This is a genomic window from Cutibacterium sp. LaCa_255 (assembly GCF_057458005.1).
Map to the genome: position 1 here is coordinate 2,070,675 of NZ_CP190956.1, position 25,949 is coordinate 2,096,623.

Genomic DNA, 25,949 nt, shown 5'->3' on the forward strand with positions numbered 1-25,949 from the left:
CTCACGTCGGATTCACTTCTTCAGCGTGACGAAAAACACGCCACGGTAGCCAAAAGGCAAGTAGTCCTCATGGAATTTAGCGAAATCCTTCGTTAGGTCGACACCCTTGAATTGTTTCGGATGTTGCCATGCCGCGAACTGCTCAAGTGCGAAAACATTAAAGGGAGAGTCGTAGAACTGATGATAGACGGCATGCAACTTTCCATCCTTCGGGGCCTTGAGTAAGGAAAATCCCGGGGTCTTGAGCAGGCCAGCCAAGGTCCTCTGTGCATCGTCATCAGTGACGTTATATCCAAGTTCGACGTGAGGAACAGACTCCGGTTTCTTCGGATCCTTAGCCCACGAACCACCGGTGGCGATGATGTGTTCGGGTTGGGTTGCCACAATCTTCTCTGGGGTGACGTCACCTGCAGATGTCCGAAGGAGGTCCACCCCAAGGTTGTGGCCTCCGGCAGCGGTGATGACGTCGCCCAGATTGAGATTCGCATAGGTGGAGCAACAGTCCTTAAGCCCGGCAGCACGCCACAGAAATGTGCGAGGTTTGTCACTTTCCCGGGAGACTCTTTGTGACACGTCATCAACCTTTGATTGATAGAATTTATTGAATTCCTTAGCTCGGGAAATAGCCTTTCCACCAAAGATTTTACCGAGTGTCGCCATCGATTTCGTGGTGTTTTCTAGAGGCTTCCTGCGGAAGTCGATGAAAACATGGGGAAGCTTGGCTTGGTCCATTTTCTGAAGAAATCCAGCCTTCTCCGCAGCCTCTTTCTGGTCCAGAGTCATGACCACCGCATCGGGCTTGAACGACAGCATATTCTCCACAGTGACGTCCCCCTTCTCGATACTGCCAATCATCGGAAGTTTGCTCACCTGTGGGCGGGCCTGACGCAATGCAGATTCGAAGCTGGGCGCCGCCTTGTGTAAATCAGCGCCGATGGCTACCACATCCTTAGCCGGATTCTCCTTGTTCAGGACACTGGTGGCCATCAGCGCGCGCCCCTCAGCCAAAAGAATGCGCTTAGGTTGGGCGTCAAAGGAAACCGTGCGCCCTGCAACATCGGTGACACTCAGAGCGGGAGTATGGCCACTCGACGCCTTCTCCTGGGCACCACCGGCGCAGGCACCAAGACCTAACGTAAGAGCAATCGTGGCAATGGCGCCGAGAGTTCTTGTGACATTCATGATGGTGGCGGGCCTTCCTGTGGGGGCGTACAGCGTCAATACAAAGTGGGCTTAAGGTTAGCTTTACCTAAGCCTTGGTGCAAGCATGACGCCGCGCATCCACGAAGCCCCCAGCGTCAAAGGTTTACACCGAGTATGACCACCCGGTCGGTCGACCATCGTGATAGGGCAGACAGCCGTGGAACTGCGGAACATCAGGATCAAAAACCAGCGGCAGAAAGTAGCGGTCCCCCTCCCACATCGGTAACTCGTCGAGCGAATCGACGCGCTCCCAGGTCAGTGGCCCCTCTTCATTGGCGTCAGGGATGGCGTCGGCAATGGGATGCCACGAGTCGACGAGGAAGATAAATCCGAAATGGTCCTCTCCGTGCCGCCCGAACCCCGGCCACGAGACGGTGCCACGTAGGCGCATGGCGTCAACCTCGATCGCAGCCTCCTCGCGCAATTCGCGCTTCATGCCAGCGACGACATCCTCCCCCGGTTCCACCTTGCCTCCCAGCCCGTTGTACTTGCCGAGCTGCTCGTCGCCAGGACGTGCGATGCGATGCACCATGAGGACGCGCTCTCCGTCAGGGTGCATGACGAAGCCAAGGGTGGTGAGGATCGGGGTCATCATGTAGACATCCTCTCAAAGGGACGGAAATGGATAGTAAGCGAAAAGCAGCCTCGACAAGTCACAGAAGCTTATCTGGGGTCTTTGGTGCTTGATGTCTACATGGCTGCGCGTCCTTGTAACCGGTCCGGCAAGTCGTGGGTCACGCGTTAAATGGTGCTGTGTGTCTGACTGCCGGGCGATGGCGGGCGATAGGTCTGGAGCCCTTGTCCATGTTCAGGCCGCACAACGGGTCGACAGGGGTCCCTCGCCGCCCTGCTCAGGAGCGCACATCCCAGAACCACCGCAATGACCTCGCCGCTTAATTAGTAGGTGATTTCTCTAGTTCCCTGTTTGCCAAGTCCTGCTACCTCATCAGAAGGTGCCACGGGCCATGTGAAATGAATGAGGCTCTGGGAGCTGAAGCTTTCGGCTGCTACGTTGTCATTGGCGGCATTTTCAACGAGAGAAGGGATTGCGATCATGCAGATCACCGTCACGACCGCCAACGACCATCGGGTTCGCACCGTACAGACCGCCATGAGCAACACCTTGGGAATCGATTCCCAAGTGGACATGCTCGCTCCCGGCGGGTCCACCAGCTCTAGCTCCGGCTCGTGCTGCTCCTGCTCAACCTGTGCCGTCGTGGCGCAACCGGGCAACTGACTAGACTGGGTCCTTCGACCCCCTCACTTGTTGGACAGGGCGCGTGAGCTGAGGAACATAGCCAAGTGGGCCGCGACGAGGGGGATCAGAACGTCTGATCGGGCCGCGAGGTATCCTTGGCTGACCGCCATCACGATCGCTCCAACCGCTGCGAAGGCTCCTCCGATCGGTCGCTTCAAACCGCTGAACTGCATGATGATGAAATGGGGCCCCAGCGGTCCACATGTGCCCCGGCAGGCAGCGGGGGAAGATGAATCGGAAAATGATCTCTTCGCAGGCCAACTGCATTGTCAGCAGGGTCCCCCCATGATCAAGTTGGCTTCAACCGCCCCACGGATCGTCTTCATCCGGCCGCCAGCACTGGCTTCCACCATGTCGGCTGCCAAGCGCGATGGGCGGACCAGCTGTTCGCGGCGTCTATCGATCCAACCGAGCAAACCGTAAAGCATCTCCGCGAGGACTCCTGAAGCAACGGATTCTCCAATCCCCAGAAGCATGGCGAGTAGCACAGCGACGCTCTGGAATCCCAAGTGACTTGTTTGGTGGAGCCACCACTGCGGAGGCAAGACCAAGAAAGACAAGATGCACACCATGATGAGGTGAGCAGCCACCACCAAGGACATCTGGAATGTTGCTTGGCGTTCGGCGATGGTCGCGCTCGTGAGGATTGGAAGACTTGACCGGGCTGCGCTGCTGGACAGCTTGCGGAGGAACGGTTTAGAAACGAAGTAGTAGCCGACGTAGAGGGTCACGACTATCACGGTATTGATCATGCGCTCGGTATCCTGCGCCGATGAGTCGAGTTCCTGTTCCACCAGTACTGAGCGTTGTAGACGATATGGGCCATTACGCAGGCCCAGAGGCCCCAGTAGAGAAACAGGACGGTTCCTAACGCTGCGAGCGGCACCTTCGCCAAGATTTGTCCCCTTCCGAAGACTGAATGGTTACAGGCGAACAGAGCGGCCCCGAAGAAGGTAAGGGCGAACCACTGCGGCGGCGGGCAATCACCTGTTCCAGCGGGACGCGCAACTTGCTGGACTGGGGAAGGCCAATCCCCTCATCGACTAGTGAGTCGCGATCCATCTCGCCGTACGTGACGATCATCGGATCAACGAAGTAGTCACCGACCGAGACATTGAATTCCATGTCACCCCGACCGATCCGGGAAGCCAGGAGGAAGTCAGCTGCCGCGCTGGATAGCCCCTGTCCATCCGTGTTGTCACAGCGGAACTGATGGGTCCTGAATCCCACCCCCTCCGTCCCCGGACTCTGTGCTCGATACGAGGTCACGGCCGAGCTGGCCTTGCGTAACCCGCTAGGTGTAGATGCCATGTTCCATCTCCCCTGACGTCTCCCGAACACCCGCGACACTAGGAGCCCATAGGTGCTCAGCGTTCAGCGATCTCTATGTGGATAGAGGGTTGACGAACGCTACATATATGCGCATAATTATATACATGCCCAGTAGAAACGTGTACGTGTCAGAAGACGACGTGAGTCTATTCACCGAAGCCAGTGAGATCGCTGGCGGCCTGTCGGCGGCCGTCGCGGAGGCACTCCGCGACTACGTGAAGAAGCATCAGCGAGCGGCTGAGGGCTACGAGGAGATCGAGCTCGCGCTGCGCACTGACGGCGCCGACCACCGGGCGACCTTCATGGGACGGCGTCTGGTTCGCGTCAGGCAACCAGTTCCAGAAGGGACCCGCATCGACACCGTCTATCAGACGGCCAAGAACCAGCTGGCTGTCGCCACCAAGATTCAGAGGAAGCTACCCGACTGGACCGCAAGCCAGGAGAACATCTGGTCACACCCCGAGACCTGGGACCGCGACTTCTGGACCACTGGAGACAAGACGCTGGTCGTATACCCCGATACCGAGCACCTGCGTCAGGCACACGCTGTTTTGGCTGAACGCGTTGAATCAGCCCTCTCCATCCCCCCTCTCGAAGTTCTGGACATCTGACATGTGTTCGCCCATCGCAAACCGTGCATCCTCGGTGCCAGCACTCTCTATTGCGCAGCTCACGAAGAAGTACGTCGTTCATGGCAGGTATGAAATCCCGGCACTATGCGGGGTTTCCCTAGGTGTAATCGCCGGACAGGTTAGGTACGCGGTCGGCGGGTGATGTGCCTTTGAGCGCGGTGTGTCCGCGGTGGTGATTGTAGTGGTGCAGCCAGCCGGGGAGTTCGGCCAGGCGGTCGGTCTCGCTGGCGTAGGGCCGTGCGTAGGCCCACTCGGCGACCAGGGTCCTGTTGAACCGCTCGACCTTGCCGTTGGTCTTGGGCGTGTAGGGCCGGGTGTACTTGTGCGTGATGTGGGTGTCTTTGAGTGCCTTGGTGAAGGCTTTGGACCGGTAGCAGGAGCCGTTGTCGGTCAGGACCCGCTTGACGGTGATGGCCTGGCTGGCGAACCAGGCCTGGGCCCTGGTCCAGAACCCGGCGGCGGTGTCCTTGCGCTCATCGCTGAGGACCTCGACGTAGGCCAGGCAGGAGTGGTCGTCGACGGCGTTGTAGATGTAGTGATACCCACCCCCGCTGGCGGATCGGCCACGGTTGCGTACTCCTTGGGCGCATCCGACCATGCGGTGGCCGCCGCCGTCGGGGATCCGGCCCAGCTTCTTGATGTCGGAACCGGGGGTGTCGTGTTCGTAGCAAACGGGTGTGGGCCGGGCGCGTAGCCGGGCGCCGGTGGCCTTGTCGATCCAGGTCAGGGGTGGGCATCCGTAGCGTTGCAGGATCTTGCCGACAGTCGAGACGCCGAGGTGCTGGTGGCGTAGGTGGTAGGCGATGCGTGCTGGGCCCCACTGGTGGGTGATGCGCAATCCCACCACCCGTCGTTGCGTGCGACGGCAGACCCGTCGGGGCTGGTGGTGGGGTCGGCTGGAGTGATCACGCATTCCGGCCGGCCCGTGGGCGCGGTAGCGCTGTGCCCAGCGTTGGGCCGTGGTGACGCTGACGTTGAAGCGTTCGGCGGCCCGACGCAGGGGCCAGCCATCCTCGACGATGCAGCAGGCCAGGCGCAAACGTCCGGTTTCGGACAACGGGGCATTACGATGGGTCATGAGGGCCTCTTGAGAGTCGTGCTTTGTGTGGTAGCAACACACTCCACCCAGAGGCCCTCGCCCATGTCCAGCCACAGCTGTCTCTAACCAGCCCGATGTACCTAACCTGTGTGGTGGTTACACCTAGATCTCTACCTCGGTGAAATGATGGGCTTTTTCGGACCCAATGGGGCTGGGAAGACTACTCTCGTCAGAATCGTTGCCGGTCTTCTCTCCGCTGACTCCGGTGACGTGGTGTGGGGATCATCTGAGGGGCGTTCCTGCTTGGGTTATGTATCCCAGAAGGGTGGACTCCAATACGGCCTCACATGCCGGGAAGAGATGACCTTCCATGCCCAATGTTTCGGGTAGTCGGCCCGGCAGGCACGCGCGAGCGTCGACGCCGTTGCGGCGATGCTGAACTGTGGCTATCTCATGGACTGGGATGTTGGCCGACTTTCCGGCGGCCAGAAGAGGGTCGTCGAGGTTGGTCTTGCACTGGTGGGGCATCCATCTGTGGTCTTACTCGACGAACCGACCCTGGGCCTCGACCCTGCGACCCGGCTGTCTCTGTGGCAGACGGTCCAGGCCGCTCGACACGAGACCCGAGCCGCTTTCCTAATCACGACCCACTACATCGACGAGGTGTCCGACCATCTATCCAATGTCAGTGTGTTGAACCACGGCTCGATAGTCGCCAGCGGTTCCCCTGCAGCAATTCGCGAGCAATACGCGTTGGGAGAGGTGGTCGTCACCGTTGGGGGAGGCATTACCGAGCGCGCCACCAATCTATTGACCGATCCTTTCCCTGACACTACGCAAGACGACGATCGGATCCGCATCCGGTCAAAGCACCCCAACCGCGACGCGGCCGTGGTCAGTGACATCCTTGCAACCAACGCCATCGAGATGACTTCAATCGGCATCCGTGATGCGTCCCTTGAAGAGGCATTCTTGGCGATCACGGCAACCCCCGGGAAGGAGCAGCTTTCATGAAAGCCTGTTTTTCACGCTACCTGACGTTGACGCTGAGGGCGCGACGTGACTTCACCTTGACCTTCGCGCAGCCTCTCGTCTATCTCGCCCTCTTCGGTCCCCTGTTCGTTTCCACGATGAGGACACAAGGAGTCACCCGGGCTGCCGCGTACTCCATGTACGTCACAGGCATGTCGATCCAGATGGCGATGACCATCGGGGCATTCGTCGGACTCACGATCATCCTTGAATATCGCCTCGGGATCCTTGAACGCATTTGGAGCACTCCAGCCAAGGGAAGCACCATGATGGCTGGCAGGATTTCACGTGACGTGCTGGTGATATTGGCCCCGATACTGGTCATCTTCCTCATTAGCCTCGCCCTTGGGGCCAGACCCAGCGCATGGGGGCTGATGACCTACTTCGTAACGGTTCTGGGGACGGGTGTGACGTTCGCGGGAGTCTCCTATGCCGTGGCACTCAAGACCAAGAGTGAAGGAGCGTTGTCCGCGATCTTCAACCTCATCCTGCTGCCGATCCTCCTGCTGTCCGGGATCATGCTGCCCATGTCGTTTGCACCGCACTGGATCGTCGTCACTGCACACATCAACCCACTCTGGTACCTGGTCCAGGGCGCCCGGGCACAGTTCAGCACCAGGGGAGTGGTGGCGCCAGCCGCGTTAAGCTGGATCATCGCACTATTGATGTCAGCTATCGCGTTCGCATGGGCGACCCGCGAGTTCAACCGGAGGCGTTGACATAGGTGTGCCGAGAACCCTAGGGTTCTCGGCACACCTATGTCAGTTCGACGGGCTTTCTGCTCAGCGTACCGGAGCGATGACGGCGCAGGTCGAGCACGAGGAGGACGAGCCGGCGCTGCTGCAGGTCGAGCCGCCCGGGGCTAGCAGGTCGACGTTGGCGCTGGCACCGCCGAAGGCGGACGTGACGGCGAGCTGCGTGGTGCGGACGCGGTGCTCGAGGGAGGAAGTGGTGGTGAGCTTTATGGCAAACTCCTTGGAGTGGAAGGGAGGGCGAACCCACTTGAGATGTTAACATGCGGTCCGCTCGAATGGGAGCGTACGCATCGCCTTCGCGGATTCAAAATTCTCAGCTCGCCCAAAGCTCGGGCTACTGGGAAGGTCACTATGAGTCTCTGGCCGACGGCGGTACGGTTCGGATGTGGCGCTTGTCTCCTTACAACGGGATCAGCGATCGAAGCCATTGAACGCGCCTCCACGCCAACGTGTTTACCGCCTGATCCTCGCCCGGTCGAGCTCTCGTACGGGTCTGCTGGAAGAACAGGTGACAGTGGTTATGCAACCTGAGTGGCTGCTGATTTTCATGATCATCTCGAGCTCGATGGAGATCAACCGTCCGAGTCTCTTCTGGCGTCGTCGGCGGCGGTAGGCGGGGTCAATCCAGGTCACGATTGCGATGCGGAGTTCGTCTAGCGGGCGTCCGTCCCGTTCAGCCCAGCGTGGAGCTAACATGGGCTATAAACTGGCTAGTATGTGGACTCAGATGCGGGGGCATTAATGAACTTGACGACTAGGGGACACGTACCTGAGACGTTTCTGTCCCCCAGATAAGCGGGCTGGCAGAGTCTCCCCGACTTGACGGATTCTGCACGCGCGACAAGGAATGCCGACACGGATCTGCCCGCCCGCGTTCCTACGGGCGGGCAGATCCGTGTCGGCAGGGGACTCACATCATGTCGTGCTCGGGCAAGACGATCGGCTCCTGGTCACAGGCCTTGGCGATCTCCTCGGAGACCCGGGAGCGCGGCACGATGACGTTGTAGACGTACTCGTCGAACCACGAGTCGTTCATCGTGAAGAACCCCTTCTTGCCGACCTCGTCACCCCAGGAGTTCTCAACCCGCCAGCGCACCGGGACACCGTCAACGAGGTCCGCACCGACAACGGTCATGGCGTGGGTGCCACCAGACTCGCGCAAGCGCAACCGCTCGGCCTTGGACATTTCCATGTCGATGCCGTAAAGGGCCTCGTAGTCATGCAGCTTCGCATCCCAGATGCCCAGGTCCTTGTCGAACTGCTTCTTGACGTCGCAGGCGAACCAGACCGGCTCGCCTGCTGCGATGGAGTCGATGACCGCCTTCTTCATGACGTCCAGCTCTACCGACAGGTGCCAGTACGGGGTGCCACCTTCCATGTACGGGGTGTGCTCGTGGACGTAGGTGCGACCGACCGGGTGCTCCTCACGTGGGTCATGGGCGAGGCTGACCCACGGCTCGAAAGCCTGCGGCACGATCTCGTGGGCGAACTCCAGCGGGGTGTAGGTGCCCTTGCGGTGGAAGTTCTTGTCCTTGTCACGGTACTGCCAGGTGAAACTGGTGGGCGGGGTGCCGAGGTGGATCGCGAGGATCTTCCACACAGCGTCCAAGGCCTCGCCACGGGCGGCCTCCATCTGAGAGGCTCCCTCATTGGCGTCGGAATTGGTGGCTGCGTCGCGGATCTTTCCGATGGCTCGACGCAGCACCGTCGACAGGGCGCGGTTCATTTGCAGGGTGTTGCCAGCCGACTCGGTGTCGGGCATGACCCAGGAGGGCACCACGCCGTACTTGGCGACAAGGTCGGTGAACTGCATCCACCATCCGCCGTCCTCGGCCGGGTAGTCCATGATGGCGCGCACCTCTTCCTCGTCAGCGTCACGCGATGCCGTGGCGATGGCGCGAGCAAGGGTGTGGTTGGCCTTCTCGAGCTTGTCGAAGAAGGCGATGTAATTCTGCGAGAACTCGAGGTCGTCGACCTTGAGCTCGTCGATGACCTTGGCACGCAGGACGTTGAGCCCCGCGAATTCCCAGCACCGTCCGGAGTGCTTTTGGTCGGTCACCTTCCAGGAATCCAACCGCTCGGAGGTCGTCTCGTCGATGCCGTTGACCACGGTGCGATCCAGACTGACGGTGTCGGCTCCGGTGCCGGTCACCGCATTCTGAACCAGCCGCCCGGTGACGTCGTTGGCGAAGGACTCGGCGCGAAAGGCGCTGAAACTGGCATCGAGAACGAAGGGTTCACTCATTCCTCATCCATTCCTGTCGATTACTGATGCCCCACAGAATGGCACAGCGAGGCAAACGACGAGCGGGTTCTGACCAGCAGTATTCAAGCGGCTTCGCGTTCACCTCCCAGAAGACCGTCGGCATCCACCACCTCAGACGATCACCTTTTCAATGAGCAGCCCGGAATCAGCGGAGATGTCCATCGACGACGGCGGCAGGCCAGCCTTGACGACCTGCACACCGAGAGCAGCGATCATCGCCCCATTGTCGGTGCACAGCCCCGGACGCGGGCGTCGCAGCTCGACTCCAGCAGCCTCCATCCGCTCGGCGAGCAGGGTGCGCAGCCGCGAGTTCGCCGCCACTCCCCCACCGATGAGGAAGTGCTTGAGGTCGTATTCCTGGCACATGTCGACGGCCTTGGCGGTCAGCACGTCGGCAACGGCCTCCTGGAAACTGGCGGCGACGTCCTCCACCCGGAACGTGACCCCGTCACGCTGCTGGGTCTCGACCCAACGACTCACCGCCGTCTTGAGGCCGGAAAAGGAGTAGTCGAAGCGGTGCTCGACCATGTCGTGACGGGCCGTCAGTCCGCGCGGGAATCGGATGGCCCTGGGATCTCCCTCGGCAGCGGCCTTGTCGATGACCGGGCCCCCTGGGTAGGGCAGGCCGAGGACGCGGGCAACCTTGTCGTAGGCCTCGCCAGCGGCGTCGTCAATCGTCGAACCCACCTCGACGACGTCGGTCGCGATGTCATTGACCCGCAGCAGGCTGGTGTGGCCGCCCGAGACGAGCAGGGCACCGCACGGCATCGGCAGGTCCCCGTGCTCGAGCAGGTCGACGGCGACGTGTCCGGCCAGGTGGTTGACGCCGTAAAGCGGCTTGTTGAGCCAGCTTGCCAGCGCCTTGGCAGCCGACAGACCGACGACCAACGCCCCTGCCAGACCGGGACCCGCCGTCACGGCGATGCCGTCGAGCTCGGACAGATCCACCCCGGCGGTGGCCGTGGCCTTCTCCAGCACCGGGACGATCGCCTCCAGGTGGGCACGCGACGCCACCTCGGGGACGACCCCGCCGAAGCGCACGTGCTGCTCCATCGAGGATGCGACCTCGTTGGCGAGCAGGTCATTGCCACGGACGATGCCGACTCCGGTCTCGTCACAGGACGACTCGATGCCCAGGATGAGCGGTTCAGACATGGTTCTCCTCGGTTGTGGTCGCGGGCAGGTCGACGGACATGACGAGGGCGTCAACCCCGCCGCCGTAGTAATTGGGACGCTGGGAAATCGTCTCGAATCCGAAGCGTTGGTACAAGGAGATGGCCGGGTCATTGTCTCGGCGCACCTCGAGCATCATGGTGCGGCACCCCCGGGAGCGTGCCCAGTCGATGCCACGAGAGAGCAGTTCGACGGCCAGTCCTTGCCCCCGTGCCACGGGAGTGACCATGATCCGGTCAAGATCGGCGACGTCGAAACCGTGGAAGGTGGCGACGGCCGCGACCTCGTCCTCCCCGGCGACCAGCGTGAGGCGGTGGTCGGCCGGCGATATTTCCTCGGCCCAGGAGGTCCGGGACCACTGCCGGGACGTGTCGAAGCTGGCCTGCTCAACGGCCATGATGGCATCGAGATCAGCCGGGCTGGCGACTCTGGTCATCGCTTGATGCCGGGCAGGGTCAGGCGAGTCGGGGTCAGGGTGGCCTTGCGCGTCGTCGGGACGGTGGCGTCGGGATCTCGCAGGTAGAGCGGCTCCAGACCGACGTCGGGCATGGTCTGCCAGGACGCGGCGAGCACCCCGGCGTCCAGACGCTCTGGGGATCCGGGGGCGGGCGTCAGACCGCGAACCGGGCATCCCGGACCGCCGACCGGAATACCCTCGGGCAGTTCCTCGGGCCGGGTGACGTTGGGTCCGTCGAGACGGTTGCCGGAGGCGTCGTAGCGACCCCAGTACAGCTCGTGACGACGGGCGTCGGTACACACCACGAACTCGCCGTCGACGCCGCCGTCAGCCCACTGGCGGGCCAGGACGTCGAGGGAGCACACCGGGTGAGGGGTGAGGTCAGCCAGGTGGGCGAGCACTCGTCCGGTGGCCACCCCGACGCGCAGTCCGGTATAGGGGCCAGGGCCGACGCCGATGGCCACGTCACCGATGTCGGTCAGGGCGATCTCGGCCTGCTCACACGCGGTGTGGATGAGGGGCATGAGCTGCTCGGCGTGGGCGCGAGGGTCGTCGTGGTGCAGGCTGACGAGCACCTGCGACCCGCGCGCCAGACCGACGCTGACGGCCGTCGAGGTGTCGATTCCCAGAACGATCGTGTTCATCAGATGTTGTCTCCGGTCTCGTCAGGGGGTGGTGCCAAGGGGAAATTCGGACAGTGGCGACAGGTCGACGTCCTGCCAGCGGGGGCCGAAACCTTCCAGGTAGACCACGCGGGTCCCGTCGGCGGGGTCCCCGCTACGACGGATGTCAATGTCCAAGTGGGAGCCGCCGAGGTCCTCAGCGATACCGGCTCCCCACTCAATGAGGGTGACGGCCTGGTCCATGGTCTCGTCGAGGTCCAGGTCGACCAGTTCTGCGGCTGACCCGAGACGGTAGGCGTCGACGTGGACGAGTCCCGGGCGCCCGTCAACTCCGGCATGGCGTCGGGCCAGCACGAAGGTCGGGGAAATGACCGGCCCCTCGACCCCCAGACCCAGACCGATCCCCTGGGCCAGGGTGGTTTTCCCGGCCCCTAGGTCTCCGGAGGCCAACACGATGTCACCGGCGCGAAGCTCGGTCGCCAGAGTGGAGCCGAAGGAGTGCATGGCCTCGGTGGTGGGGACGACGAGGCGGGTGGGCAGCACACGCACCCAGTCGTCACCGTCACGCTGATAGGCGGGGCTGGGAGCGGACTGCATGCAGGAGACGACGAGGATGCGCGACTCCAGGTCGGTGGCGATCTGCTCGGCTCCCTGGACGAGGGCCGCGGCGATGTCGTCGTCGGGAGCGGCCAGGACGAGATCAGCGACCTCGGCATGACCACCGTCGTCGACGAGATGGGCGAGGCCGGCGGTCGCGGCGCCACGGCGTGCCGTAATTCCGATGCCCCGGGTCAACCAGGTGGACACGGTCGTCTCGTCAAGGTCGAGGGCGCGCGCCAAGTCAGCGGCTTCCTCGGGAGTTGCGACCGCGAGTTCCGGGGTCACGTCCTGCGGGCTCGTCTGTTCATCCACAAGGCATCAGGATAGTCCGCGAAACGCGCCGGGCTCTCGTCGTCCGGGTGCCGCTACCCAGGCGTGGCAGACGTGTTCGCCTTAACCCTTCTGCTGAGTCGGTGGTCGCGAGTAGCGTCAGGCCACCGGTTGTCGAGATTGTGAGGGTGATGACATGGAGACGCGGACTCGTCGGCGGTGGGAGTGGTTGGTGCTGATCGTCGTCGCAACGTTGGCTCTCATCGGCGTCTATCGCCGGGCCGCTCCTCACGAGGGATCGACGGCCTACGGACAGGCGGCCGAAGTTCTCGGACAGCTTCCCGTCAAAGGGCGCGCACCCATGACGGGATACTCCCGCGAACAGTTCGGACAGGCATGGAGCGACAGCTCCGACCCCGTCCTGACGAGCCCGTGGGGGCACAACGGCTGCGGCACCCGGGATGACGCCCTGGCCCGCGACCTCGTCGGGGCGAAGCTGAAATCCGGCAGCCGGTGCCGCGTTGTGTCCGGGGAATTGCACGATCCCTACACCGGCCGGACGATCAGGTGGAAACGTGGGCGCGAAACATCGGCCGTCGTACAGATCGACCATGTCGTCGCGCTGGGAAACGCCTGGGTCACCGGGGCCCAACAGTTGCCGATGGACCGACGCCAGGCGCTCGCGAACGACCCCCTCAACCTGCTGGCCGTCGAGGGACGGGCCAACCAGCAGAAGGGAGCCGGGGATGCGGCGACGTGGCTACCGCCGAACAAGTCCTACCGCTGTGACTACGTGTCTCGTCAGATCGCGGTGAAGAAGAAGTATCACCTCTGGGTCACCTCGGCGGAACGCAACGCGATGGTTCGGGCACTGTCGACGTGCCCGAACCAGCCGTTGCCCGCGAGGTGACTCCGCCTCGATTCATTAGGCGTCGGATCACCAGGTGTCGTTGCCGGAGCGACCGTACCTGGTCTCGATGTCGCGACGACGTCCGTCATGTCCACGGGAGTTGTGACCGCGAGAATCGTGTCCACGATCATGGCCGTGACCACCGCGACGATCCCGGTCGTAACCGCGACCACCGCGGTTGCGTCCGCCCTTGCCACGGCCGGGCTTGCCGTCACGGGACTTCTTGCCGCGCTGCTGCTTGGGGGCGACGAGGGCCTCGTAGTCTTTCTCGTCGATCGGCGCGCCCAGGGCCGGGCTGCAACCGGCCACCTCGGCGACGTGGTCGTCACCCATCACGACCTGGGCCTCGACCGGCTTGACACCGGCCTGACGGTACAGACGCGACATGCTGCGGCGCTGGTGCGGCAGGATGAGCGAGACGACGGCCCCGTCGTGCCCGGCGCGAGCAGTACGACCGGAACGGTGCAGGTAGTCCTTGGAGTTCATCGGCGGGTCAACCTGCAGCACCAGGGTGACGTCGTCAACGTCAATGCCTCGGGCCGCGACGTCAGTGGCGACCAGGACCGGCAGGGAGCCGTCCTTGAAGGCCGCCAGTACGCGGGCACGGGCACCCTGGGTCAGACCACCATGTAGGGCACCGGCCATGACGCCGGCCTCACGCATCTGCTCGGCCATCCGGGATGCGCCCCGCTGAGTGCGGGCGAAGACGATGGTGTGACCGTCGCGGTTGGTGATCTCGCACATGAGCCCAACCTTCTCGTGCGGTTTGATCTGGAAGGCGTGGTGGGTCATCGTCGAGACCGATCCCTTGTCGGGGTCGATCTCATGGGTGACCGGGTCGTGCATGTAGCGCTTGACCAGCTTGTTGACGGCACCGTCGAGGGTTGCCGAGAACAGCAGGCGCTGGCCCTCGGAGGGGACGGCGTCGAGGATCGACCCAACGGCCTCCATGAAACCCAGCTCGGCCATGTGATCGGCCTCGTCGAGGACCGTCACCGTGACGCCGGACAGGTCGGCGTCACCGGTCTCCAGCAGATCGACGAGGCGTCCCGGAGTGGCGACGACGAGGTCAACACCCTTCTTGAAGGCCTTGGTCTGCGGGCCGTAGCTCATGCCACCGGCGATGAGGATGGTCGATAGACCCATTGACGAGGCCAGCGGCGACAGCACGTCGGCGATCTGCATGGCCAGTTCGCGGGTGGGCGAGAGGATGAGGGCGCGCGGACGCTTGTCCTCGCGCGGCTCGGTGGATAGACGCGACAGCAGCGGAACGCCGAAGGCCAGGGTCTTTCCCGAACCCGTCGACGCACGACCCAGCACGTCACGCCCGGCGATGGCGTCCGGGATGGCGGCAATCTGGATCCGGAAGGGCTCGGTGATGCCCGTGGCGGCCAGGGCGGCGACGATCTCGTCAGGAACACCGAGGGCCGAGAATCCACCCTCGTGATCGATACCGGACACGTCCAGATCGGTCAGCTCAGTGGCCTTCCAATTCATGTTGTCGGCGTCGTCGTGATCGGCGTGCCAGTCGCTGCGGTCCTCGCGACGACGATCGTCACGGCGATCAGACCAGCGGTCGTCGCGGCGACGGTCCTCGCGGAAGTCACGGTTCTTCTGGAAGTCCCGACGGTCGCGGTCGCCGCGGTAACCGCGGTCATCACGGTTTCCGTGATCCCGACGGTCGTCACGGCGATCATCGCGCCAGTCGTTGCGACGCTGACCACGACGGTCATCACGCCAGTCGTCACGATCCCACCTCGAGCCGCGACGATCGTCATGCCTCCAGTCACGGTTGGCACGGTTGTTGGGACGACGCGACTTGCGGGGACGGAACTCGCCGTCATCGGACCAGCGATGGTCGTTACGGCGTTCATCGCGACGATCCCAGCGGTCGCCCCGGCGTCGGTCGCCGTCACGGCGGTCATGGCGGCGGTCGTCACGACGATCGGACCACTCATCGCGGCCGCGTCGATCCTGGGAGTAGCGACGATCTTTGCCAGCCCCATCCTCGCCGCGACGAGAGTCCTCACGGGGAGTCCATGCCTCGAAGTTGCGACCGTGCGAATCGGTGTGACCGTTGCGGACCCCTCCCCTGGTGCGGGGCTTGTGACCGCGAGCGGCGCGCTCAGCGGCCGTCCAGCGACGCTTCGGGGTGCCGTCGGCCTTGAAAGACTTGGGGTTGCGTTTCTTGTTGCTCAATGGGGTCATCCCTCACGATGGACGGACTCCTCGGGCGCTGGCGGACCACGTCACCGCGCATGAGGGCGCGGCGTCACTGCACGGGTCGCGGAATCTGGCCACGACGCACCGGACCCAGCGGGTCTCGGTGACATGGAATCCTGGGTTGATTGTCTGTCTCGATGGCCGGGCGAATAGCTGCTGTGCAGGTGAATGCAGTGAATCAATCCCGGAGCCGGGGGCTCCGCCATGCCCTTAGGGCACATCGAGCAACTGAAACGCATCATGGGCCCGAGCAAGTCAGGCCGTTGCCAACGCCATCACCCTACCCAAAAAGGTCGTATCGACGAAATCAACCACATCCCTCGAGGAACGTCAGTCGCTGATGGTCGTGTTCCACGAGTAGGGACGGTGGATCGTGGAACCGAGGGCGGAACCAACCATGACCGATCCCGCGAGCGCGCACAGAACACCGCAAAGCGGAAGGCGCTCCACCCTGCACGCCTTTCCCCGTGAGCCGCAGGTGATCGCAATCGACGCGGCCACGCGGTGAGTCGCCACGACTCCCTGAAACACATGTCATTCCTCGCCTTCACGAAGCCCCAGGCGACGGCGATCTCGTCACCCCAAGTTCACCACCTCGACACCGCGACCCCGCCAAGGTGTCGCGTGTCCCGGTTACCATGAAGTTGTGCGTGTTGCGATCATCACGGAGTCATTCCTTCCCCAGGTCAATGGAGTGACGAACTCGGTCTTACGAGTGCTGGAGCACCTGCGCGACAACGGCCACGAGGCCCTCGTGCTCGCTCCCGGTGATGCTCAGACTCCCCGCGAGTACGCCGGATTTCCCGTCATCCCGTTGGCCTCCCTGCACTGGCCGGGCTACCAGGACGTCCGCGTCTCCACCAGCCCCCAGTGGACCATGGAACGCTACCTCGCCGAGTTCGAGCCTGATGTCGTTCACCTGGCCGGACCCTTCATGATCGGGTACAAGGGCGCACTGGCAGCCGCATCCCTCGGCGTCCCCGTGGTGGCGATCTACCAGACTGACATCCCCTCCTACGCCGGCCGCTACGGTCTCGGCAAGCTGGAGTTCTACGGCTGGTACCGCGTCCGTCAGATCCACTCCTTGGCAGTCGCAACCTACGCCCCGTCCACTTTCTCCCGCGATCAGCTCGTCAGCCATGGGGTGCCGCGGGTCGGCATCTGGGGTCGCGGCGTCGACAAGGTTCGCTTCAACCCGTCGAAGTACTCCCAGGAACTTCATGACAAGTGGGCTCCCCATGGTGAGGTCGTGGTCGGATACATGGGACGGCTTGCCGCCGAGAAGCGCGTCGCCGACATGGCAAACCTCGCGGACATCCCCAACACCAAGCTCGTCATCGTAGGGAATGGCCCGGCTCGATCCGAGTTGGAGAAGCAGCTTCCCAATGCCGTCTTCACCGGCGGTCTGGGCGGAGAGGAACTCCCCCGCGCGGTCGCCAGTATGGACGTCTTCTGCTCCACCGGAGAGCTCGAGACCTTCTGCCAGGCTGTCCAAGAGGCCAAGGCCTGTGGCGTGCCGGTCATCAGCCCCCGCAAGGGCGGGCCGATCGACCTCATTGACCCGTCCCGCACTGGATGGCTCTACGAGCCCGGAGACATGGCGGATTTCCGCTCTCGAGTCGTCGACCTCGTTGGTGACGATTACAAGCGTCGCGCCATGGGCGTAGCCGCCCGAGCCTCGATCGAGAACCGCACCTGGGAGAACCTGTGCAGCGAGCTCGTCGTGCATTATGAGGACGCGATCCGACTGGCCGGACGCTCGACGAGGATTCGCGCCGCCCTCTGAGAGGGTCTTGCCCGAGGAGTCCAGCACCCTGGAGCTCCTCGCGAGCCAGTACGCGCAGTGTGCTTGGTCAGCGACCCAGGACCGTCGTCACGATCCCGGGCAGCAACTCGGCAATCTGGTCGGGGGCGTACGGACCAGGCATGGAAATCGCCGTGGCAGCCTGCATCCCTGCAGCGCACACCGCCGCGTCAGCAGCATCCAGCCCCGCAGCCATGAGAGTGCCGCACATACCAGCCAGCACGTCGCCAGAACCCGCCTGAGCCGTCCATGCAGGGCCCGGCAGAGCAGCGCGGACGGTGCCGTCGGGGCGCGCCACCCACTGGATCGAGCCCTTCACCAAAACCGTCGCCCTGAAGCGTTGGGCCGCACGGACGGCTGCCGCCCGCGGGTCGGCTTCCACCTGACTCCGCTCAATCTGCAGCATCCGGGCAAGTTCACCGGCATGCGGGGTGAGCAGACATCCCTCTGGCAATTCAGCAGGCAGCAGACCCAGGGCGTCGGCGTCGATGACCATGGGGACACCGTCAGCAGCTCGCCGGATGAACCGATCGGCGTTGCCGTCGTGGGTGCCCCAGCCGGAGCCCAGAACCCATGCCTGGACGCGCCCTTCCCCAATGACGACCGAGGGGGCTCGGCTGAGGATGAAGGCCATAATGGCGGTTGGCCCGGCAAATCGCACCATCCCTGGTCCACTGCGCAGCGCTCCCAGGACACCCAACACCGCTGCACCGGGGAACCTCTCAGATCCGGTGTCGACACCGACAACTCCGCGGGAGTACTTGTCGTCGCGGACACCTGGTACCGGCCAGAGCGCGGCGATCTCGGCCAGATCGCAGTAATCGTCGACACCGTCGAGCGCATTTCCCTCGTCATCGACGAGGTCCAGGCCGATGTCATGGACCTCCAACTGTCCGCAGAACTTCGCGGCCGGATGCGTGATGTGGCACCACTTGAGACTCGAGAAGGTCACGGTGTGGGTGGCGTGGACGCAGGACTCCACCTCACCGGAATTGGCGTCCAGTCCTGATGGAAGGTCAACCGAGAGCACCGGGATCTGATGATCCCGCAGCCAACCGTCAATCCGCTCGAGGGACTGCGGGATGCCGGGGCGTCCACCAATACCAAGGACGGCGTCGATGGCGAGGTCATAGGAATGACTGGTGACCTCCCCCAGCGGTGTGCGAATGCAGCCGGCTTCCAACGCCGCCGCCATGCCAGCCTCGTGAGGCTGACCCATGACCTGGGCCACCTCGACCCGCCAACCACGCTGAGCCAGTGCAGCGGCTGCGAAGAGGCCGTCACCGCCGTTGTTTCCGCCGCCGACGAGTACGAGGACGCACTGTGTGGCTGCCCAGTCCGGCACCACGTCCCCGATGGCCCCGCCGAGGAGCAATTCCTGGGCCTTGCGGGCGACAGCATGGGCGGCGACGTCCATGAGGTCCTGGCCAGGCCGGGCGTCGAACCACCTCTGCTCAGCGGCTCGGGTGGCCTCAGCGGTGCAGACAATTGCCATGACGGTCCCTCCAGCCCCGATTGGGGTTCTCGCTACAGACTGACTTTCATTCAACCACGGCGGGAGAGCTGGGTCGGGAAGATGCGGCCCGGACGTGGCACGTTGCGGTGAAGGCATGCCTGAGATACTGTTTACGAGACTTACTTTCTAGAGAAACAAAGTCGTTCGCTCGATGACAGGAGGTCGCCATGAAGGGCACCAACATTCACTTGCACACCGCCGGAGTTTCACTCGTCATATCCGTGGTCGACGACCGTCAGGCATCAATCACTTACTGGGGCCGTGATCTCGGCCACCTCAATGCGCACCTCGCCGAGGACATGCGATCCTCGTGCATTCAGACCCAGGTCGGTAATTCCATTGACGAACCCGTACACGTCGCACTACTGCCCCAGTCCGGGGACGGCTGGCTCGGCAGGCCCGGAATCGAGGGGCATCGCGAGTCCCGCAGTGGTTTCTCTCCCCAACTCCACACCACGGCCGTCCGCCTCGACGGTCGGGAGGTCGAGGAGTTCGCTGAGGCAAGCACTGGCACCCTGGAGGTGGACTCGGTCGACCCTGATGCAGGTATCGCTCTCACCTCAACCCTGACGATGTTGCCGTCCGGCCTTGTCACCGTGAGTTCTCGCCTCAGCAACACAGGATCCGACGACTACCACCTGGACTCGCTCCAGCACTGCGCTCCGGTTCCCTTTGAAGCCAGCGAGATTCTTGACTTCACTGGACGTTGGGGACTTGAACACACTCCGCAACGCACCCCAGTCAGCTACGGAACTCACTGCCGAGAGGTGCGCCGCGGCGTCACGGGCCCCGATACCGCATGGGTCATGCACGTCGGTACCCCTGGATTCGGGTTCCGTCATGGTGAAATCTGGGCGACTCACCTCGCCTGGTCGGGAAATAACCGCTACTACGTCGAAAAGCTCGTCCAAGGATTCCAGGTGATGGCTGCTGGGGAGATCCTGCTACCCGGCGAGGTCGTCCTGCACCCCAGGGAGAGCTACACCTCACCCGACCTCTACCTCAACCATGCCATCGGCCTCGACGGGGTCGCCGCACGCTTCCACGATCATGTCCGTCACAACCTGCACCCGTTGGCCCCTGATCGTCCGGTCTCCTTGAACGTCTGGGAAGCCGTCTACTTCGACCAGAATCTCGACAAGCTCATCACCCTTGCGGACCGCGCTGCCGCCGTCGGCGTCGAGCGATACGTCGTTGACGACGGGTGGTTCGGTTCCCGCCGAGACGACCGCTCCGGACTGGGAGACTGGACTGTCTCACCTGACGTGTGGCCTAACGGTCTCCACCCGTTGGTCAACCACGTGAAATCCCTCGGCATGCAGTTCGGACTGTGGTTTGAACCCGAGATGGTCAACGAGGACTCCGACCTGGCTCGCAATCATCCGGACTGGCTCATGGCCCCCGGGGAGCGTCTCCCCCGCCAATGGCGTCACCAGCAAGTGCTCAACCTCACCATCCCACAGGCGTGGCAGTACATCCATGACAGTGTCGCGGCGATCATTGAGGAGTACGGGCTCAACTACATCAAGTGGGACCACAACCGAAACCTTCTCGAGTCGGGCACCCGCGCGACCGGTGTACCCGCCGTGCACGAACAGACACTGGCGACTTACCGACTCATCGAGACTTTGTTGGCCGAACACCCCGGCCTGGAGATCGAGTCATGCTCGTCAGGTGGTTCTCGCGTCGACCTCGAACTGATGCGCCGCTGCTCTCGAATCTGGGTGTCCGACTGCATTGATCCGTTGGAGCGTCAGACGATGCTGCGCTGGGCCAAGCAGCTCCTCCCTCCGGAGTTCCTGGGAAGTCACATCGCGTCAGCCACCTCCCACAGCTCCGGTCGTACCCATGACCTGTCCTTCCGTGCGGCGACCGCCATCTTTGGACACCTTGGCATCGAGTGGGACATCACTTCCATCGATGACGACGAGCTGGCTGAGCTCAAGGAATGGATCGACTTCTACAAGGAGAACCGTCAGTTCCTCAACACCGGGACGGTCGTCCGGGCTGACCGCGCGGACGAGTCCCTGTGGCTGCACGGAGTCGTCTCTCAAGATCGTCACCACGCTCTGTTCAGCCTGGTTGCCAGGTACCGCTCGCCCATGTCCCCACGCGGCAACATCCGCTTCCCAGGACTCGACCCTGAGATGACGTATCACGTCAGACCGGTTCAGGTGGGCCATCCGGTCGAGGGAATGGTCGATGCGTCATGGTTCGACGGGGTCGACCTCACCGGCGCTGCATTGGAGGCTGCCGGCATCCAGGCTCCGGGACTCAATTCCGAGCATGCACTGCTTATCGAGATCTCCGGCATGTCGAAGAACTGACGACAACAGATCACAGAAGGAAGATCACATGTCAACCCATGCCTCAACGATGAGGCGGCCACGTCCAGCACACCGCTCAGACTTGAGCCTGGCCCTGCGGTTCATCGCTCCAGCCAGCATTGGCCTGATCGTGTTCCTCATCTGGCCTCTCATCACTGGTATCTACTACAGCTTCACGAGCTATGACGTCCTCACCCCGCCTCGATGGACGGGCCTGGACAACTACCGAGCCCTCATCGCAGACGACAGGTTCTGGAATTCCCTGAAAGTGACCGTCGAGTACGTCGCCATCAACATCGGTGTCCAGACGATCCTCGCCGTCCTCATCGCCGCTCTCATGCACAGATTGACGAAGTCGACAGTGGTCCGGTCACTCATCCTCAGCCCGTACCTTGTGTCAAACGTCGTCACGGCGCTGACCTTCTTGTGGATGCTCGACATCCAGTTCGGCATCGTGAACCAGCTCATCGTCAAGCTGGGGGGGAGGCCATCGGTTTCTGGAGTGATCCAAAGTGGGTCATCCCGACGATCGCGTTGGTCAATGTCTGGCGAAACATGGGTTACACAGCATTGCTGATCTTCGCAGGCTTACAGGGAATCCCCGAGAACCTCTACGAGGCCGGACGAACGGACGGCGCCTCCGAGGTGTCGATGTTCTTCCGCATCACCATGCCTCTACTGCGGCCCATCCTCGCCCTGGTCCTGATCATGACGATCATTGGATCGTTCCAGGTGTTCGACACCGTCGCGGTTTCCACGACCGGCGGACCGGCCGACGCATCGAACGTGCTGCAGATGTACATCTATCAGAAGGCCTTCGGCGAGTACGACTTCGGTTATGCCTCGGCCCTGTCCGTGGCCCTGTTGATCATTCTCGTCATCATCACCGCAATCCAGTACAAGCTGACCCGCGCTGGCCAGACGGACCTGAACTGAGGGAACAATGTCATCACTTACGATTGCATCACCCAAGACCACTCAGGCCGCATCCTCGAAGCCACGCAAGAAGCGGCTGACCGTCGGACGGATCATCGGTTGGGCATTCATGCTCATCATCCTGTTCATCACACTCTTCCCGTTTTACTGGATTCTCCGAACGGCGCTGTCCAGCAATTCCATGCTCGCCACCAACCCTGATTCCCTACTCCCGGTGGGAACGAATCTCGGTGGCTTCGGGCGTGTCTTCGGCAAACAAGATGTCGCCACCGCCGTGGCACAGGGCGGTTCAGGAGCGTCGATGAATTTCTGGCGCTACCTCCTCAACTCGGTGGTCGTAGCAACAATGATCACCGTCGTGCAGACATTGAGTTGCGCCATGGCCGCATATGCTTTCGCGCGTCTGAAGTGGCGCGGCAGGGACACCATCTTTGCCATCTTCCTAGGAGCGATGATGATCCCATCGATCTTCACCCTGCTGCCCAACTTCGTCCTCATGAAGCATCTGCACCTCATCGACACCTTGCTGGGAATCATGCTTCCGACCCTGTTGATCTCCCCATTCGCAGTGTTCTTCCTCCGGCAGTTCTTCATGAACATTTCCCGCGAGGTCGAGGAAGCCGCCCTCATTGACGGCGCGTCAAAGACGCGGGTGTTCTGGCAGCTCGTGCTTCCCATGTCGTCGGCCCCCATCGCCACACTCGCGCTCCTGACCTACATCACGGCGTGGAACGAGTACTTCTGGTCGCTGATGATCTCCTACACCGACAAGTCACGCGTCCTCACCGTCGCCCTCGGAGTGTTCAGGGCTCAGTCCCCGCAGTCTGGCACCGACTGGTCAGGACTCATGTCCGCCACTCTCGTGTCTGCCCTCCCGATGCTCATCCTGTTCGCATGCTTTGCCAAGCGCATCGTGAACTCCATCGGCTTCAACGGAATCAAGTGAGTCATCAATCATGAAGGAAAAGAAGAGAAACTCCCGCAAAATCCGGTCCCGAATCATGTCACTTGCCCTCGTCGCCGCAATGGCTGCTGCGAGTGCGGGATGCAGCCAAACAACATCCAACAGGACCCAGATCGACTACTGGTTGTGGGACGCAAATCAGCTTCCCTCTTATGCGAAGTGCATCAACGGGTTTGAAGCAGAGAATCCTGACATTTCGGTTCGAATCACTCAGATCGGATGGGACGATTATTGGACCAAGCTCACCGCCAGCTTCGTCGCCGGGACAGCCCCCGACGTCTTCACGGACCATGTCGGCCGTTATCCGCAGTTCATGCGACGAAACGTCCTGCAACCGCTGGACGAGGTGGACAGCGTTGGAAAGGTCAAGCCCTCTGACTTCATGCCCGGTCTGACATCCCTGTGGACCGGGGACGACGGACACCTCTACGGGATGCCGAAAGATTACGACACCATCGCCCTGATGTACGACCAGAAGAAGCTCGAAGACGCCGGAGTGACCACGAAGGAACTGGAAACTGCGACCTGGAACCCAGATGACGGGGGCAGCCTCGAGAAGATCTTGGCCAGACTCGCCATCGATGACAAGGGACGTCGGGGCGATGACCCGACGTTCGACCCGGCGCATGTGAAGCAGTACGCGCTTGGTACTGACCCGTATTTCGACTATGCCGGCCAGACAAACTGGTCCCCCTTTGCCCTGTCGACCGGTTGGCGTCATACGGACAAGCCCACGTGGGGCACTCGATTCCAATACGACGATCCCCGGTTCATCAAGTCCATCGGTTGGTACACCGGCCTCTCTCGTAAGGGGTACATGCCCAAGATGGGTCAGTTCGGCAAGAGCGTGACCAGTGATCAACAGCTCGGGTCCGGAAAGGTCGCCATGAGTCTCACCGGCTCGTGGATGCTTCAGACCTATGCTCATCTCAAGGGGATCAAACTCGGCATTGCTCCCCTTCCGAGCGGACCATCTGGCCATCCGGTTTCGTTGTACAACGGTCTCGGCGACTCGATATCGCGGAGTTCTAAGCACAAGACCGAGGCAGGAAAACTCGTGTCTTATCTCGGCTCTGACGCATGCCAAGTCGTCATGGGACAGGATGCCATCGTGTTCCCGGCTCGGCCACGAGGGACCGAAGCGGCAATCGAGGCCTTTGACGAGGAAGGCCTCGACGTGACGCCATTCACCGATCGGGTGAAACGTCGTGAAACTGCGCTGTATCCGATCGTCGACAACGCGGCCACTGTCGACTCCATCCTGCAGCCCTCATTGGATTCGGTGTGGATGGGAACGGAAAAACCATCTGTCTTCATCAAACAGAATGAGCGCGTGAACAAGGCCATCCGATAACTGATTGACCCGATCATGGACTGGGTTCGGGCGCCAGCAGGAGCGCCAAGGCGGTCATCGCAGCAGCCCGACCCCAGTCCTCGAAATTCCAATCAGCAAAATGCACGGGCGGCAGGTGGGCGCATCCTCCGGTGATGCGTCCCACCTCCCGCTCGAGTTCGTCAAGGCCGGTCTCCACAATTGGACCGAGCTCTCCTCCGACCAGCAAGGCTTGCGGATCCGTGAATGCCTGAAGATTCGCGATGATCGGTGCCAAACCGACTGCCATGTATCGTCCCAGTTCAGCCACCGCATCCGCGTCGGTCTCGGCCAACACCGCCAATTGATCGATGTCGGTGGGGAGACCGAGCTCCGCTGCCCGCGCTGTGACCGGGCCGGTTGTCAGTACTCGAGATGCCGGAACAAACTGCTCGCATTCGCGCGAATAGGTGATGACGTGCTGCCGCAGACCAGCTTCACCGTCACTTCCACGCACCTGAACACCCTCATCGACGATGCACACGGCGACGCCCATCCCCACCGTGATGACGTTGAATGAGGGGGTCCGGCGCCCAAGTCCTACTCGCTGTTCCATCGCGACAAGACACCGAACGTCGTTCTCGAGGTACACAGGGGCCCCCAGGCGTTCGGCAAGCCCGTCAAGAATCCTTCCGGGCTCCGCCTCGACCAAGTCATTGAACAAGAGGGTGGCGTGGTCAGTATCGACGATTCCTCCGATCGAGACTCCTATCCCGATGACGATGCTCTCCTCCACGAGCCGACCAGCCGCGTCGAACAATCCGGCGAGGATCTGGTCACGTGTGGTTCCCCCGGTCTCAATCATCTCTGATCGCTCGACATCACCCGCCAGGTTCGTCCGACACCCAACTATTGCGGTTGGGAGGATCTTCATCCCCAAGAGACTCAGACGGCTGCTGTTGGGATTGATGATCTCTCCCGGACGTCCCATCCCGGACTGGGCCCTAGTCGTAGTCAACTCCCCGGTCTCCACCAGTCCGCAATCGAGCAGAACGTTGACGGCCTTCGTGACTGATCCGTTCGGAACCCCGATCATCCGACTCAGTTGGGCCCGAGTGCACGGCCCGTGGCGAAGCAAGCCATCGAGCACCTTGCGCGGAATGACACTCCTCGCACCGAACCCCCTGTCCCAGGGTGCAGCCTTTCGCGGGTCGACAAACACACATGCTCCTTACCACTCATCAGCTCTGTGACGTGTTGTCACCGAGTATGGTCCCAAGTCCTTGGTCTCAGCACCCAGAATCGCGCTGTGGCCTG

General features: G+C 62.3%; 23 protein-coding genes and 2 pseudogenes. 12 read left to right on the forward strand and 13 right to left on the reverse strand.

Annotation, left to right across the window (positions count from 1 at the left end; translation table 11 throughout):
• Positions 1-12: 12 nt before the first annotated feature.
• Both ACP8ML_RS09395 and ACP8ML_RS09400 read right to left on the reverse strand, forming a co-directional pair.
• Complete coding sequence (locus ACP8ML_RS09395; protein WP_117189635.1) at positions 13-1,182, reverse strand: ABC transporter substrate-binding protein; 1,170 nt, start codon at positions 1,180-1,182, stop codon at positions 13-15.
• A gap of 124 nt (positions 1,183-1,306) precedes the next feature.
• Positions 1,307-1,798, reverse strand: coding sequence for an NUDIX hydrolase (locus ACP8ML_RS09400; protein WP_117189634.1), 492 nt, complete (start codon positions 1,796-1,798; stop codon positions 1,307-1,309).
• Positions 1,799-2,257: 459 nt separating this feature from the next.
• On the opposite strand from ACP8ML_RS09400, the gene ACP8ML_RS09405 reads away from it, so the two are divergent.
• Positions 2,258-2,440, forward strand: a complete 183-nt coding sequence (locus tag ACP8ML_RS09405) for a hypothetical protein (protein WP_016666027.1) — start codon at positions 2,258-2,260, stop codon at positions 2,438-2,440.
• Between the two features lie 290 nt (positions 2,441-2,730).
• Here the strand turns inward: ACP8ML_RS09405 and ACP8ML_RS09410 are convergent, their stop codons facing one another.
• The gene (locus tag ACP8ML_RS09410; protein WP_249361308.1) at positions 2,731-3,255 is read right to left on the reverse strand and encodes a hypothetical protein; all 525 of its coding nucleotides are present in this window, start codon (positions 3,253-3,255) and stop codon (positions 2,731-2,733) included.
• 624 nt (positions 3,256-3,879) lie between these two features.
• Between ACP8ML_RS09410 and ACP8ML_RS09415 the strand changes: the two genes are divergently transcribed.
• The gene (locus ACP8ML_RS09415) at positions 3,880-4,404 is read left to right on the forward strand and encodes an EXLDI protein (protein WP_036975464.1); all 525 of its coding nucleotides are present in this window, start codon (positions 3,880-3,882) and stop codon (positions 4,402-4,404) included.
• A gap of 118 nt (positions 4,405-4,522) precedes the next feature.
• Here the strand turns inward: ACP8ML_RS09415 and ACP8ML_RS09420 are convergent, their stop codons facing one another.
• Entirely contained in the window at positions 4,523-5,503 is a 981-nt protein-coding gene (locus tag ACP8ML_RS09420) for an IS481 family transposase (RefSeq protein ID WP_486702922.1), read from the reverse strand.
• A gap of 147 nt (positions 5,504-5,650) precedes the next feature.
• Here ACP8ML_RS09420 and ACP8ML_RS09425 point away from each other — a divergent pair.
• The 3 genes and pseudogenes from ACP8ML_RS09425 to ACP8ML_RS09435 all read left to right on the forward strand — a co-directional run.
• A pseudogene (locus tag ACP8ML_RS09425) lies at positions 5,651-5,962 on the forward strand (ATP-binding cassette domain-containing protein); the annotation flags it as partial.
• 165 nt (positions 5,963-6,127) lie between these two features.
• Positions 6,128-6,478, forward strand: a complete 351-nt coding sequence (locus tag ACP8ML_RS09430) for a hypothetical protein (protein WP_249361286.1) — start codon at positions 6,128-6,130, stop codon at positions 6,476-6,478.
• Positions 6,475-7,215 (forward strand): ABC transporter permease, encoded by a 741-nt coding sequence (locus ACP8ML_RS09435; protein WP_117189372.1) that lies wholly within the window; start codon positions 6,475-6,477, stop codon positions 7,213-7,215. Before ACP8ML_RS09430 ends, ACP8ML_RS09435 begins: the two co-directional genes overlap by 4 nt.
• A gap of 63 nt (positions 7,216-7,278) precedes the next feature.
• Here ACP8ML_RS09435 and ACP8ML_RS09440 read toward each other — a convergent pair whose 3' ends face one another.
• From ACP8ML_RS09440 to tsaE, 6 genes and pseudogenes are all read right to left on the reverse strand, one after another.
• Positions 7,279-7,461 carry a hypothetical protein gene (locus ACP8ML_RS09440; RefSeq protein WP_081302671.1) on the reverse strand — a complete coding sequence of 61 codons (183 nt, stop codon included), beginning with the start codon at positions 7,459-7,461 and terminating at the stop codon, positions 7,279-7,281.
• A 700-nt stretch (positions 7,462-8,161) separates the two neighbouring features.
• Positions 8,162-9,496 (reverse strand): C1 family peptidase, encoded by a 1,335-nt coding sequence (locus ACP8ML_RS09445; RefSeq protein ID WP_117189373.1) that lies wholly within the window; start codon positions 9,494-9,496, stop codon positions 8,162-8,164.
• Between the two features lie 132 nt (positions 9,497-9,628).
• Entirely contained in the window at positions 9,629-10,672 is a 1,044-nt protein-coding gene (gene tsaD / locus ACP8ML_RS09450) for a tRNA (adenosine(37)-N6)-threonylcarbamoyltransferase complex transferase subunit TsaD (RefSeq protein WP_065673597.1), read from the reverse strand.
• Positions 10,665-11,126 carry a ribosomal protein S18-alanine N-acetyltransferase gene (gene rimI, locus ACP8ML_RS09455; RefSeq protein WP_065673596.1) on the reverse strand — a complete coding sequence of 154 codons (462 nt, stop codon included), beginning with the start codon at positions 11,124-11,126 and terminating at the stop codon, positions 10,665-10,667. The genes tsaD and rimI overlap by 8 nt, the downstream gene beginning before the upstream one ends.
• A complete protein-coding gene (tsaB, locus tag ACP8ML_RS09460; protein ID WP_065673595.1) occupies positions 11,123-11,791 on the reverse strand; it encodes a tRNA (adenosine(37)-N6)-threonylcarbamoyltransferase complex dimerization subunit type 1 TsaB in 669 nt (222 codons plus the stop codon). The genes rimI and tsaB overlap by 4 nt, the downstream gene beginning before the upstream one ends.
• Positions 11,791-12,682: pseudogene (tsaE, locus tag ACP8ML_RS09465) on the reverse strand (tRNA (adenosine(37)-N6)-threonylcarbamoyltransferase complex ATPase subunit type 1 TsaE). The gene tsaB and the pseudogene tsaE overlap by 1 nt, the downstream one beginning before the upstream one ends.
• A gap of 187 nt (positions 12,683-12,869) precedes the next feature.
• Between tsaE and ACP8ML_RS09470 the strand changes: the two are divergent.
• Complete coding sequence (locus ACP8ML_RS09470) at positions 12,870-13,550, forward strand: HNH endonuclease family protein (RefSeq protein ID WP_171048627.1); 681 nt, start codon at positions 12,870-12,872, stop codon at positions 13,548-13,550.
• A gap of 27 nt (positions 13,551-13,577) precedes the next feature.
• On the opposite strand, the gene ACP8ML_RS09475 is transcribed toward ACP8ML_RS09470, so the two are convergent.
• Entirely contained in the window at positions 13,578-15,047 is a 1,470-nt protein-coding gene (locus ACP8ML_RS09475) for a DEAD/DEAH box helicase (protein ID WP_117189375.1), read from the reverse strand.
• Positions 15,048-16,419: 1,372 nt separating this feature from the next.
• Here ACP8ML_RS09475 and ACP8ML_RS09480 point away from each other — a divergent pair.
• A complete protein-coding gene (locus ACP8ML_RS09480; protein WP_117189377.1) occupies positions 16,420-17,559 on the forward strand; it encodes a glycosyltransferase family 4 protein in 1,140 nt (379 codons plus the stop codon).
• 67 nt (positions 17,560-17,626) lie between these two features.
• Here the strand turns inward: ACP8ML_RS09480 and ACP8ML_RS09485 are convergent, their stop codons facing one another.
• On the reverse strand, positions 17,627-19,072 hold the full coding sequence (locus ACP8ML_RS09485; RefSeq protein WP_021107825.1) for an NAD(P)H-hydrate epimerase: 1,446 nt from the start codon (positions 19,070-19,072) through the stop codon (positions 17,627-17,629).
• 188 nt (positions 19,073-19,260) lie between these two features.
• On the opposite strand from ACP8ML_RS09485, the gene ACP8ML_RS09490 reads away from it, so the two are divergent.
• Genes ACP8ML_RS09490 through ACP8ML_RS09510 form a run of 5 tightly spaced genes read left to right on the forward strand, consistent with a single transcriptional unit; the run spans position 19,261 to position 24,674 of the window.
• The gene (locus tag ACP8ML_RS09490) at positions 19,261-21,420 is read left to right on the forward strand and encodes an alpha-galactosidase (protein ID WP_117189378.1); all 2,160 of its coding nucleotides are present in this window, start codon (positions 19,261-19,263) and stop codon (positions 21,418-21,420) included.
• Between the two features lie 28 nt (positions 21,421-21,448).
• Complete coding sequence (locus tag ACP8ML_RS09495; protein WP_486702923.1) at positions 21,449-21,997, forward strand: carbohydrate ABC transporter permease; 549 nt, start codon at positions 21,449-21,451, stop codon at positions 21,995-21,997.
• Positions 21,955-22,356, forward strand: coding sequence for a carbohydrate ABC transporter permease (locus tag ACP8ML_RS09500; RefSeq protein ID WP_249361265.1), 402 nt, complete (start codon positions 21,955-21,957; stop codon positions 22,354-22,356). The genes ACP8ML_RS09495 and ACP8ML_RS09500 overlap by 43 nt, the downstream gene beginning before the upstream one ends.
• Before the next feature lie 7 nt (positions 22,357-22,363).
• On the forward strand, positions 22,364-23,302 hold the full coding sequence (locus ACP8ML_RS09505) for a carbohydrate ABC transporter permease (protein ID WP_065673588.1): 939 nt from the start codon (positions 22,364-22,366) through the stop codon (positions 23,300-23,302).
• 55 nt (positions 23,303-23,357) lie between these two features.
• Positions 23,358-24,674 carry an ABC transporter substrate-binding protein gene (locus ACP8ML_RS09510; protein WP_249361267.1) on the forward strand — a complete coding sequence of 439 codons (1,317 nt, stop codon included), beginning with the start codon at positions 23,358-23,360 and terminating at the stop codon, positions 24,672-24,674.
• A gap of 13 nt (positions 24,675-24,687) precedes the next feature.
• Here ACP8ML_RS09510 and ACP8ML_RS09515 read toward each other — a convergent pair whose 3' ends face one another.
• Positions 24,688-25,854 carry an ROK family protein gene (locus ACP8ML_RS09515; protein WP_138774614.1) on the reverse strand — a complete coding sequence of 389 codons (1,167 nt, stop codon included), beginning with the start codon at positions 25,852-25,854 and terminating at the stop codon, positions 24,688-24,690.
• Positions 25,855-25,949 lie beyond the last annotated feature (95 nt).

Coding starts and splice junctions, on each gene's coding strand:
- ACP8ML_RS09395 (WP_117189635.1), bottom strand. CDS start 1,182: ATGAATGTCACAAGAACTCTCGGCGCCATTGCCACGATTGCTCTTACG.
- ACP8ML_RS09400 (WP_117189634.1), bottom strand. CDS start 1,798: ATGATGACCCCGATCCTCACCACCCTTGGCTTCGTCATGCACCCTGAC.
- ACP8ML_RS09405 (WP_016666027.1), top strand. CDS start 2,258: ATGCAGATCACCGTCACGACCGCCAACGACCATCGGGTTCGCACCGTA.
- ACP8ML_RS09415 (WP_036975464.1), top strand. CDS start 3,880: ATGCGCATAATTATATACATGCCCAGTAGAAACGTGTACGTGTCAGAA.
- ACP8ML_RS09420 (WP_486702922.1), bottom strand. CDS start 5,503: ATGACCCATCGTAATGCCCCGTTGTCCGAAACCGGACGTTTGCGCCTG.
- ACP8ML_RS09435 (WP_117189372.1), top strand. CDS start 6,475: ATGAAAGCCTGTTTTTCACGCTACCTGACGTTGACGCTGAGGGCGCGA.
- ACP8ML_RS09445 (WP_117189373.1), bottom strand. CDS start 9,496: ATGAGTGAACCCTTCGTTCTCGATGCCAGTTTCAGCGCCTTTCGCGCC.
- tsaD (WP_065673597.1), bottom strand. CDS start 10,672: ATGTCTGAACCGCTCATCCTGGGCATCGAGTCGTCCTGTGACGAGACC.
- rimI (WP_065673596.1), bottom strand. CDS start 11,126: ATGACCAGAGTCGCCAGCCCGGCTGATCTCGATGCCATCATGGCCGTT.
- tsaB (WP_065673595.1), bottom strand. CDS start 11,791: ATGAACACGATCGTTCTGGGAATCGACACCTCGACGGCCGTCAGCGTC.
- ACP8ML_RS09475 (WP_117189375.1), bottom strand. CDS start 15,047: ATGAATTGGAAGGCCACTGAGCTGACCGATCTGGACGTGTCCGGTATC.
- ACP8ML_RS09485 (WP_021107825.1), bottom strand. CDS start 19,072: ATGGCAATTGTCTGCACCGCTGAGGCCACCCGAGCCGCTGAGCAGAGG.
- ACP8ML_RS09490 (WP_117189378.1), top strand. CDS start 19,261: ATGAAGGGCACCAACATTCACTTGCACACCGCCGGAGTTTCACTCGTC.
- ACP8ML_RS09495 (WP_486702923.1), top strand. CDS start 21,449: ATGTCAACCCATGCCTCAACGATGAGGCGGCCACGTCCAGCACACCGC.
- ACP8ML_RS09505 (WP_065673588.1), top strand. CDS start 22,364: ATGTCATCACTTACGATTGCATCACCCAAGACCACTCAGGCCGCATCC.
- ACP8ML_RS09510 (WP_249361267.1), top strand. CDS start 23,358: ATGTCACTTGCCCTCGTCGCCGCAATGGCTGCTGCGAGTGCGGGATGC.